Origin of the sequence: Allobosea sp. TAB14 (assembly GCF_052113865.1) — a bacterium.
Lineage (GTDB): Bacteria > Pseudomonadota > Alphaproteobacteria > Rhizobiales > Beijerinckiaceae > Allobosea > Allobosea spartocytisi.
Genome location: NZ_JBFRDQ010000202.1, coordinates 1 through 8,071 on the forward strand (window position 1 = coordinate 1; position 8,071 = coordinate 8,071).

Annotated in this window: 14 protein-coding genes and 1 pseudogene; 1 reads left to right on the forward strand and 14 read right to left on the reverse strand. The window is 64.1% G+C overall.

What is annotated here, in order from left to right:
• The 14 genes and pseudogenes from AB4Y99_RS23355 to AB4Y99_RS23415 all read right to left on the reverse strand — a co-directional run.
• The coding region (locus AB4Y99_RS23355; RefSeq protein ID WP_441525004.1) for a relaxase/mobilization nuclease domain-containing protein at positions 1–931 on the reverse strand (931 nt) is incomplete at its 3' end.
• Positions 932–1,175: 244 nt separating this feature from the next.
• Positions 1,176–1,961: a lytic transglycosylase domain-containing protein gene (locus AB4Y99_RS23360; protein WP_441525005.1), complete on the reverse strand. Its 786-nt coding sequence runs from the start codon at positions 1,959–1,961 to the stop codon at positions 1,176–1,178.
• A gap of 3 nt (positions 1,962–1,964) precedes the next feature.
• Complete coding sequence (locus AB4Y99_RS23365) at positions 1,965–2,303, reverse strand: DUF736 domain-containing protein (RefSeq protein ID WP_394083183.1); 339 nt, start codon at positions 2,301–2,303, stop codon at positions 1,965–1,967.
• 67 nt (positions 2,304–2,370) lie between these two features.
• Positions 2,371–2,916 (reverse strand): S26 family signal peptidase, encoded by a 546-nt coding sequence (locus tag AB4Y99_RS23370; protein ID WP_394083185.1) that lies wholly within the window; start codon positions 2,914–2,916, stop codon positions 2,371–2,373.
• Positions 2,913–3,431 carry a DUF2840 domain-containing protein gene (locus AB4Y99_RS23375; RefSeq protein WP_394083187.1) on the reverse strand — a complete coding sequence of 173 codons (519 nt, stop codon included), beginning with the start codon at positions 3,429–3,431 and terminating at the stop codon, positions 2,913–2,915. Before AB4Y99_RS23375 ends, AB4Y99_RS23370 begins: the two co-directional genes overlap by 4 nt.
• On the reverse strand, positions 3,428–3,682 hold the full coding sequence (locus AB4Y99_RS23380; RefSeq protein WP_394083189.1) for a ribbon-helix-helix protein: 255 nt from the start codon (positions 3,680–3,682) through the stop codon (positions 3,428–3,430). Before AB4Y99_RS23380 ends, AB4Y99_RS23375 begins: the two co-directional genes overlap by 4 nt.
• A 31-nt stretch (positions 3,683–3,713) precedes the next feature.
• On the reverse strand, positions 3,714–4,352 hold the full coding sequence (gene parA, locus AB4Y99_RS23385; RefSeq protein ID WP_441525006.1) for a ParA family partition ATPase: 639 nt from the start codon (positions 4,350–4,352) through the stop codon (positions 3,714–3,716).
• Complete coding sequence (locus tag AB4Y99_RS23390; protein ID WP_441525007.1) at positions 4,349–5,470, reverse strand: replication initiator protein A; 1,122 nt, start codon at positions 5,468–5,470, stop codon at positions 4,349–4,351. The genes parA and AB4Y99_RS23390 overlap by 4 nt, the downstream gene beginning before the upstream one ends.
• Before the next feature lie 10 nt (positions 5,471–5,480).
• Positions 5,481–5,762: a helix-turn-helix transcriptional regulator gene (locus AB4Y99_RS23395; protein WP_394083197.1), complete on the reverse strand. Its 282-nt coding sequence runs from the start codon at positions 5,760–5,762 to the stop codon at positions 5,481–5,483.
• Between the two features lie 137 nt (positions 5,763–5,899).
• Positions 5,900–6,385, reverse strand: coding sequence for a DUF2285 domain-containing protein (locus AB4Y99_RS23400; protein ID WP_394083199.1), 486 nt, complete (start codon positions 6,383–6,385; stop codon positions 5,900–5,902).
• Between the two features lie 61 nt (positions 6,386–6,446).
• On the reverse strand, positions 6,447–6,671 hold the full coding sequence (locus tag AB4Y99_RS23405; protein WP_394083201.1) for a transcriptional regulator domain-containing protein: 225 nt from the start codon (positions 6,669–6,671) through the stop codon (positions 6,447–6,449).
• Between the two features lie 118 nt (positions 6,672–6,789).
• On the reverse strand, positions 6,790–7,053 hold the full coding sequence (locus AB4Y99_RS23410; RefSeq protein WP_441525008.1) for a DNA -binding domain-containing protein: 264 nt from the start codon (positions 7,051–7,053) through the stop codon (positions 6,790–6,792).
• 109 nt (positions 7,054–7,162) lie between these two features.
• Positions 7,163–7,330 (reverse strand): annotated as a pseudogene (locus AB4Y99_RS27880) (helix-turn-helix domain-containing protein); the annotation flags it as partial.
• 204 nt (positions 7,331–7,534) lie between these two features.
• On the reverse strand, positions 7,535–7,702 hold the full coding sequence (locus AB4Y99_RS23415) for a hypothetical protein (protein WP_394083205.1): 168 nt from the start codon (positions 7,700–7,702) through the stop codon (positions 7,535–7,537).
• 156 nt (positions 7,703–7,858) lie between these two features.
• Here AB4Y99_RS23415 and AB4Y99_RS23420 point away from each other — a divergent pair.
• A partial coding sequence (locus tag AB4Y99_RS23420) for a hypothetical protein (RefSeq protein WP_441525009.1) occupies positions 7,859–8,071 on the forward strand: 213 nt, incomplete at its 3' end.

Below are 8,071 nucleotides of genomic sequence, written 5' to 3' on the forward strand. Positions count from 1 at the left end.
GTCCCCGCAGTGTCGCCTCGGCAGTATCGGATATTGCCCACTGGCCGGCGCCGACCTGATCGGCGAGGCTGAGGGATTCCAGCTTGCGCAGGCGCCCGACCTTCAGCGCATGGAATTCATCAGGTTGGCGGTCGGGGTGCGGGGCGAGATCGATGATGCCGGATTTTCCGCCATCGCGTACAAGCTGACGGTCGAGTTGCGTCCAGCGCTCGGCCTCGATCTGACGTTCAAGGGAGCGGCGGATATCCAGATCGGTGCGCGGGCCGAGTTCCTGGGTGATGAGGTCACGCGCGCGGTCGCGCATGCCTTCCTTGATGTAGTCGCGGGAGATGACGAGGTTCTCGCCATCGTCGCGGACTCCGCGCACGATCAGATGGACATGGGGATGCTCGGTGTTCCAGTGATCGACGGCGACCCAATCGAGCCTCGTGCCGAGATCCTTTTCCATCTGGCCGACGAGATCGCGGGTGAAGTTCTTGAGGTCGGCCATCTCCAGCGCGTCGTCGGGTGAGACGATGAAACGGAAATGATGACGGTCATCCTCGCAGCGCTCGGCGAAATCCTTGGGATCGGCATCCTCGGTGCCAGGACCGAACAGCCTGGCCTTCTCCCCGTCGCGGGTGACGCCTTCGCGGCGCAGATAGCCGAGATGGGCGCCGAGCTTGCCGCGCCGAGTCGCGTGGCGAATGAAGCGGCTCTTGATGACGGCGCCGCGCGAGCGTGCGGTGATGAGGCGGTTGGCCTGCACGGACGCGCGCTGTCCCCTGCCGAAGCGCGAGCGATTGTTCGGCCCGATCTTGCCCTTACGTGAGACGGAGCCGCCCGCCTTCTGGGCGGCAGCCAGAGCCTGCGAGATGAAAGGGCGGGTGCGCTGTGCGCCAGACGAGCGGATGCGGCCTGGCCGGATGCGGAAATCGTCGTCGCTGCTCATGAGCGAAGCCCCGCACATCGCATCAAGATGCGGAAATCATTCAAAAAGCGGTAAAGCCGCGAGGAGCGCCAATCAGGCGCACCTCGCGAGATCGCCTCATAATTCCTTGAAAAACCACAACCGAACAGAAGGGCACATCGCGCCCCTTTATCCTGCCATCGTTCGGTTGTGCTTCCTCGCTCCCCCTGCCATCCCGCCCATCCTGACCGGAATCTCGCCACGCTGCGCCATACCGCGAAAAGCCTCATTGCGGGTCTCCTGCATCTGACCGGGCGACGAACAGGCCGCCCGACCGTGGCGCCATGCCCGAAACCACGCGCGCCGGAGTTGCTGTCCGGCTGTCATTCGGGCGCGTTTCGGATGCGGCCGGATCAACCGCCGATGCACCATCCATGCGACCGATGAAGAGCGGCGCGCGCGTCCAGGTTCGTGGATCGGCGGCAGCGACGACGACAGCGCCGGGGGCGGCGGGAGTGATTTCGCGTGCACCGACAAGGGGAGCGAGCGTAGCGACATAGGCGCGGGTTTCAGCCGGCAGGGGGCGGCCTGCGAGGTATTCCTCGTAGCGACCGGGACCGGCATTATAGGCAGCCAGAAAGCCGGGCGAACCGTAGCGGTCGTGCATCTCTCGCAGGTAAGCCGTGCCCGCGAGGATGTTGTCGCGCGGGTCGTAAGGATCGGTGCCGAGCCGATAGCGGGCGCGAAGTTCGGCCCATGTGTCGGGCATGACCTGCATCAGGCCCATCGCGCCGGCTGACGATATGGCCTGCACATCACCGGCGCTTTCGACGCGGCGCACGGCGCGTATCCAGTGTTCGGGAATGCCGAACCGCAGCGAAGCTTCGGTGACGAAGGCGGCATGTGGATCAGCGACGGACAGTCGCGTCACCGYCACGCTCTGCGCTTGGGTAACGACGGGCGGCGCAACGGTGAGAAGAAGGCCGGAAAGGAGAAGGAGGGGGATGCGTCGGACGGCGGGAAGCCGTCCGATCGCAGTAATGATGGCGGGCTTTGTGTGGGAGAGCGGCATCGGTCAATCCCGCTCGCCGCGCTTGGGCTGGCGGTTCCAGTACAGCGACCATGAAGTATCGTCGTCGCCATTCCGGAACAGGTTGGCGCGGAATGGCTGAGCGAGAACGGGATCGTCGATCAGCAGGGAGAGGTAGTCTCCCGCCTTGTCGCCTGTGCGCTTCCATGCGGCTCCGATCTCGGGTGCGCCGTCGTCTCCACCGTGAAGAACGCGATAGTCGGGCGCGTTCTCGGCATCCGATGGTTCTGCCGGAACGATGGTGAGTTCACGGTAGAGGGTTAGCGTGTGGATGCGCCCGGAAAAGCCCGTGTCCTCGCGGGTGAATTGACCGATCTGTGGCATGGGTGGTTCCTTTCTGTTGCGGTGATGAGAGGACTGGCGAGCGGTGTGCCCGCCGTCGGCGGGGCGTTCACCGCGTTGACGCGCGCCATTCGAAGCGACCTTCGCCGTCATTGTCGGTCCACAGGGGAACCGCGCGGCCGATGATCGATGCTGACGGGATCGGCCCGAAATACCGGCCATCGAGGCTGTCCCGAACTTCCCAATTCATCAGGAAGATTTCGCCGTCGACGATGCGGCGGCAGCCCTGCCAGACCGGCAGCGGCCGACCGATCCGGTCGCGCACGAGGGCATCGCCCATCTCGATCCCGTCGACCGTGACAGTGAGGCTGGTGCGGCAGACCGTCTGTCCTGGCAGGCCGAGGACGCGCTTCAGCAATGGCGTGCCGCGGGGCAGGTAGCCGCTGTCAGCAAGGAAGGCCGCGATCGGTTCCGGTGCATCGACGGCGACCAGATCGGTCACGTCGAGATGGTCGGCCGACCGCACGGTGTAAAAGCCGATCGGCGCACTGGCGCTGGCGTTCCAGATCAGCTTCGGCGCGATGGATACGAACGACAGGCCCGCGACGGCTAAGACGGAGAAATACGTCGTCATGACGTAGCCGAAGCGGGTCATGGTGCGGTCCTCCGGCGCAGCAGGAACGCCCGATGTTGTTCGGCGGTGTAGGCGCGCGGCTCATGTCCTGCGGTCAGCCGGTTGTGAACATGCCGCCAATGGTCGGGCGAGACGTCGACCGGATCGATACCCGTCGCCTCGATGGCGTCGATCAGGTGCAGTACCCGTTCGACCTTCGGCCAGCCGTCGATCCTGAGCAGGATTTCGCCGCCGGGGCGCACGAAGGGCAGCGTCTGGAACGGCTCGCCCGTGTCAACAGCACGCACGATGTCGATGCGCGAGATGATCGTGCCGTAGTCGTTCGACGCCCAGCGGACGAAGGCGAAGAGGCTGTTGGGCGCAAAGCCGACGACACGCCGCCTGCGGTCGAGGATCTGGTCGTAGCTCTGGCGACCGAACCTGATCCAGTGCTCGATCTTCTTCTCAACCCATGTCAGTTCGACGAGAGTGGTGAAAGGTGCGGGGCTGGCCGGTGACGGGCCGCCGCGCACGCGGGGAGCCGCGTTGCTGGTCATTTGGGGTCTCCTGACGGGGGTGGGAACTCGCGCGCGAGCAGATCGCGGAGCATGTCGGCGACGGTTACGCCGCGCTGGAAGGCCGCGATCTTGATGCGGCCGCGCAGGTCGGGCGTGACGTCGATTGTCAGCCGGGCGGTGAAGCCGCCGTCCTGCGCCGGCGCAATGGCTGGAGGTTCGGACGCCTTGATCCAGCTCTCGGGATCGGCGGGCCGGGCGGCGAAGCCGCGCCTTGGTGCAGGCTTGGTCATGACCTGCCTCCGTCGTGGAATGGCAGGGTCGTCATGGCGCGAGCCTCCCGACTTCGGTGGCGAACGCAGCGATCTCGCGGGCGGCCATGCTGTAGGTATCCGCCTCGAAAACCAGGCGGCCGGATTGCGCCCTGTCGGCGAAGGCGACGCGCTGGCCGATTGTTGCGGAAAGCACCGGCGGATCGTGATCGGCCAACTTCTCGGCAGTCTCGCGGGCGATGACGGTGCGCGCGGCGCAACGGTTCAGCACAAAGCGGGCGGCAAGCTCGGGCCGGTAAACGCGCGCCTCGGCGATCAGCGCCAGCATCTCGGCTGAAGCCCAGCCGTCAAACGGCGAGGGCTGCACAGGAATCAACACGAGGTCGGCCGCGAGCAGAGCCGAGCACATCAGCCCGGCGACACGCGGCGGACCATCGATGACGATGTGATCGGCGTTGCGGGCCAGCTCGGGGGCTTCACGGTGAAGGGTGTCGCGCGCCAGACCGACGATACTGAACAGGCGTGGCAGGCCTTCACGCGCCCGCTGCTGCGACCAGTCGAGCGACGAGCCTTGCGGGTCGGCATCGATCAGGGTGACGCGCTTGCCTTCGTTGGCCCATTGACCGGCGAGATGCAGCGCCAGCGTCGTCTTGCCGACGCCGCCTTTTTGATTGAGGAGCGCCACGATCATCGTGTGCCCCCGCTCTCGCGGCCGGTGCGCAAGCGGAGGATGTCTCCGATCTGCATCGGCCCGGCAGGTCCGTTAGGGCGCCCGCTGTCGCGGTTGTTCACAGCCCTATTTTCAAAAGAAGAGTTAGATTCTGAGTTAGACTCTAAGTTAAGGGTCGGAATCGCCGTTTCGGGCCAAAGGGTTAACTGCGATCCGTGCGTGCGAAGTCCCGATAGTGCTGCGTGTGAAGTCCCGATACCGTTTGCGTGCGAAGTCCCGAGTGCTTCCACATGGTTATCCACAGGGCCTGTGGATAACTCGGCGGGCAGGATTCTGAGCAGTTCGCGCCGGCCCTGTCGCTCGATGCGCAGGCGATAGCCGGGCAGCGGCTGGCGAATGGCAATGCGCCGAATCTGGAGCGCGAAGTCGGAGACGCGCACCAGGCTTCCGGATTTCTCATGGAGATGAGCGATCTCGAACGCCCAGCCGTTGGGCTGGCGGCCGGCGTGCTTGCGGGCGACCCGATAGAGCCAGCGCTCTATGCCGCCGGTCAGCCGGAAGTAGGCGGGATCGATCGCCAGGACCAATGTCCGGTCGATGACGCCGCGATAGAACCAGTCGGGCAGGACGAACTCCATGCCTTCCACTCGGCCGTCAGCGCGGGTCAGTTCCTCCCATTCGTTGATCCACGAAAACTGGTGCCGCCGCCAATGCTCACCGTGGCGGATCGTCGTGCGGATGGAGGTCGATTGCAGACGCGACAGCGCGCCCTTCAGCAGTCGGTAATCGCGGGCGCCGGTCTCGCGTCCCGTGGCCATCAGGAGCTGGTAGGGCGTGAAGCGCAGGAAGCGCGAGGTCTTGAGGCCGAGGTTCTCGGCTTCGACGATCTGGCTAGCGGCCCAGATCAGCACGTCGGCGTCCCAGATGGTCGCCATGCCGTGTTCCGGCACGGCGAAGACCTCGACGCGGACGTCGCCGGTTTCGTAGAGGATCGGCACGACACGCTTGGCCTTGGCCAGCGAGAAGAAGGGGCGTTCCATGAGATCGCGCTGGTCGCGCGGGCTGGCGTCGCCGGTGGCTACGATGAAGGGATCGAGCTTGCTCCGCTCGCTGGAGGTGATGAGGCGACGCCGTGACATATACGGCTCCTCAACGGTACGAACGCGCGCCGCGCTCGGGCGCATCGTCTTCGCGGCGTTTCGCGGGAAGGACCGAGCCGGACGGATCGGAGGTCGAGGTGACGGCGCCGCGGTTGGCCCAGGCCTGCAAGTCCTCAATCGAATAGACGACGCGGCCTCCAAGTTTCCGGTAGGCGGGGCCTGTGCCATAGGTCCGGTGTTTTTCCAGCGTCCGACCGGACAGGCTGAGGAAACGGGCAGCTTCAGGGGTGCGAAGGTAGCGCGGTGGTAAACCGGCGAGATTGGGGGACATGATCGGGCCTCCGTGGGGGTCGTTGGGGCCGCTGACTGTCAGCGGCGGACGAAGGCCAGGGTGGCGAAGTGCAACCGCGAGGGGGGAGTGCGAACTTAGGGGGGCCTAAAATCGCACACCCCGGATCGAGCGGCCGGTTACGAACGGCGGCGATGGCGCAGAAGTTTGCGGTAGTCGCTGTCGATCATGGCAAACCCGTCCTTGACGAGATCCATGGTTGCGTCGCGTAGCGCGGAGGTTTTCCAGGGCTCGGCCGCAACGCGCGCGACGCCGAAGATCACTTCGGCGATCTCGCGATAGTCGGCATGGTTCACCCGGCCATCGGCGGCGCGCAGCATGTTCTTCAGCCTGCGCCGTTGCTGCGAGGTCAAACGGGTATCGGTCGGAACGGGAAGGTGATGCAGATGACGCCAGAGCCGTATCAGCGCCTGAATGCGGTCGAGACCGTCGGCTCCGAGTGGCACCAGAGCGGCCAGAGGCCGATCGGGTGAAAGCTCTGCCTGGATGATTATCTGGATAGCGGGGGAAATCCCCTGATGGAGCAGATGAAGGCCTTCGGGGGTGGTGCGCCGTTTCGCCTCCGCCAGGTCGGCGAGGGTCTTGGCCGTCTCATCTGGCGACATTGTATCGAGGGCCAGGTGGAGGACGCTGGTGTCGATCTCTGGAAGCCAGAAGACGGTCTCGTCAGCACTGCTTAGGCTTGGCCGGGCGGCGAAATCGCAAACCCCACCGTTCCGCCAGCTTGGGCGGGAGAGGCTCGTCGAGCTTGGCGGTTTTAGACAGATTTGCGAAATCTTTTTGATAGTCGCTGTTGCGGCGCAAGCATTCCCATGCGAGATCGTCGATGCCGACTTCATCCATGAAGTCGTATTCTGGTGATCTGCGCCACCCTGTTGTTTCAGGTATCATGGCAGTTCTCCTGACTACTGAATTTACACACGTCAGGCGAGCATTGATTCCCGCGATTCGATTTTGTGGAAAGCCCAGGGTGGGACAACAGGTGTTGCCGCAGCGACAACACCAGATGTCAGTTCGGGCGGCCTCGGCGCAGTTGCCGATAGCCGTGTTCCGTCATCCAATGCGCCCGCGCCAGGTGGCTGTCATGGATCAGCCGAGCGCGTTCGGGTTCTCGCGCCGGATCGATACCAAACAGGATTTCGGCGGCTTCCTGCCAATCGGCGCCATCGGCCTCGGCATCGAGTAGCCGGACGTAGAGCTTGACGTGCTGGCGATCATATTCGGTCAGCGCGGCGCTTGAGGGTGGCTCATCGAGAAATGTGATCGTCGTCATCTGGAGCCTCCCCAGGAGCGGAGCGTCAATTGGAATCTGAGGCCTCCGAATAGCAGGGGGATTTGACACTGTGATGGCGGCCAGCTGGCAATCGCCGGGGTCGGTCGAACTCCAATGCTCTTCGTACCTGATCGCGGGTGCTTTCATGCACGCGCAGATCGTTAACTGACTCCATACGCTTGAGCGCGGTCAGCGATACGACGGCCTTCTCAGCGAGCGTCTCCTGGTTCCAACCCAGCAACGCACGTGCGGCCCGTGTCTGTCGGGCGGTGATCATGCATGATCACCTCCTACGGACTTTGGACGCACGCCACGAAAACGGCTATTATAGTCGTATTTTGCCTGCTTGGCGACCTCAAATCGGCGTTTCGCGCTCTCTTCGCTGAATTCGGAAGGCGACTGATTCGGTCGTCAGACGAGTGCGAGGACCCGCCGCGCGCGAAGCCGGGGGCTTCGTTTGGCCGAGACGGCCTTCGCCCCGTCATGGGGCGAAAGGATCGATTTCGTCGATGATGGTGGATTCGTCACCGTCGTACTCGGCGGTGGGCATCGCGCCCACGGTGCCGTCACCAGCCTGGAAGATGACGACGGAGACCATGAGGGTGGCGGCGAGGCTGACGGCGAAAGCGTGTGCGAGGGTGAAGGACATTGTTCTGGCTCCTGTCTTGGAGGCGGGGGACCATCCCCCGCGCGACAGGCGTCCGAAGTGTTTGTGTTGAGGCCGAGATCACCTTGCAGGCGAAGCCGCAGAGGCCGCACGCTTGCGTAGCGGACCCTTTACGGGTTGATCGCATTAGGCTTCGGCATGAACCAAGGAATTGCGTCTTCGAGCGGGGGTGGTATTTCGACCACAGGAGCCGGTGATGTCCTTCTGCTCAGATTGAAGTCTGTCACCGACACGCTGCTTATCAAGCGATCTGTCCTGAGCCTGACGGCAACCGTCGTCCTCCTGCGTTTAGGCAAACCGTTGGAGCGTGGTGACCATCTCTGCTTGTCCTCAACCTGCCATGAACATGAA

What these genes read in the sequence shown, in the direction of transcription:
- AB4Y99_RS23365 (WP_394083183.1), bottom strand. Translation starts at nt 2,303, where the DNA reads ATGCCACAGATCGGTCAATTCACCCGCGAGGACACGGGCTTTTCCGGG.
- AB4Y99_RS23370 (WP_394083185.1), bottom strand. Translation starts at nt 2,916, where the DNA reads ATGACCCGCTTCGGCTACGTCATGACGACGTATTTCTCCGTCTTAGCC.
- AB4Y99_RS23375 (WP_394083187.1), bottom strand. Translation starts at nt 3,431, where the DNA reads ATGACCAGCAACGCGGCTCCCCGCGTGCGCGGCGGCCCGTCACCGGCC.
- AB4Y99_RS23380 (WP_394083189.1), bottom strand. Translation starts at nt 3,682, where the DNA reads ATGACCAAGCCTGCACCAAGGCGCGGCTTCGCCGCCCGGCCCGCCGAT.
- parA (WP_441525006.1), bottom strand. Translation starts at nt 4,352, where the DNA reads ATGATCGTGGCGCTCCTCAATCAAAAAGGCGGCGTCGGCAAGACGACG.
- AB4Y99_RS23390 (WP_441525007.1), bottom strand. Translation starts at nt 5,470, where the DNA reads ATGTCACGGCGTCGCCTCATCACCTCCAGCGAGCGGAGCAAGCTCGAT.
- AB4Y99_RS23395 (WP_394083197.1), bottom strand. Translation starts at nt 5,762, where the DNA reads ATGTCCCCCAATCTCGCCGGTTTACCACCGCGCTACCTTCGCACCCCT.
- AB4Y99_RS23400 (WP_394083199.1), bottom strand. Translation starts at nt 6,385, where the DNA reads ATGTCGCCAGATGAGACGGCCAAGACCCTCGCCGACCTGGCGGAGGCG.
- AB4Y99_RS23405 (WP_394083201.1), bottom strand. Translation starts at nt 6,671, where the DNA reads ATGATACCTGAAACAACAGGGTGGCGCAGATCACCAGAATACGACTTC.
- AB4Y99_RS23410 (WP_441525008.1), bottom strand. Translation starts at nt 7,053, where the DNA reads ATGACGACGATCACATTTCTCGATGAGCCACCCTCAAGCGCCGCGCTG.
- AB4Y99_RS23415 (WP_394083205.1), bottom strand. Translation starts at nt 7,702, where the DNA reads ATGTCCTTCACCCTCGCACACGCTTTCGCCGTCAGCCTCGCCGCCACC.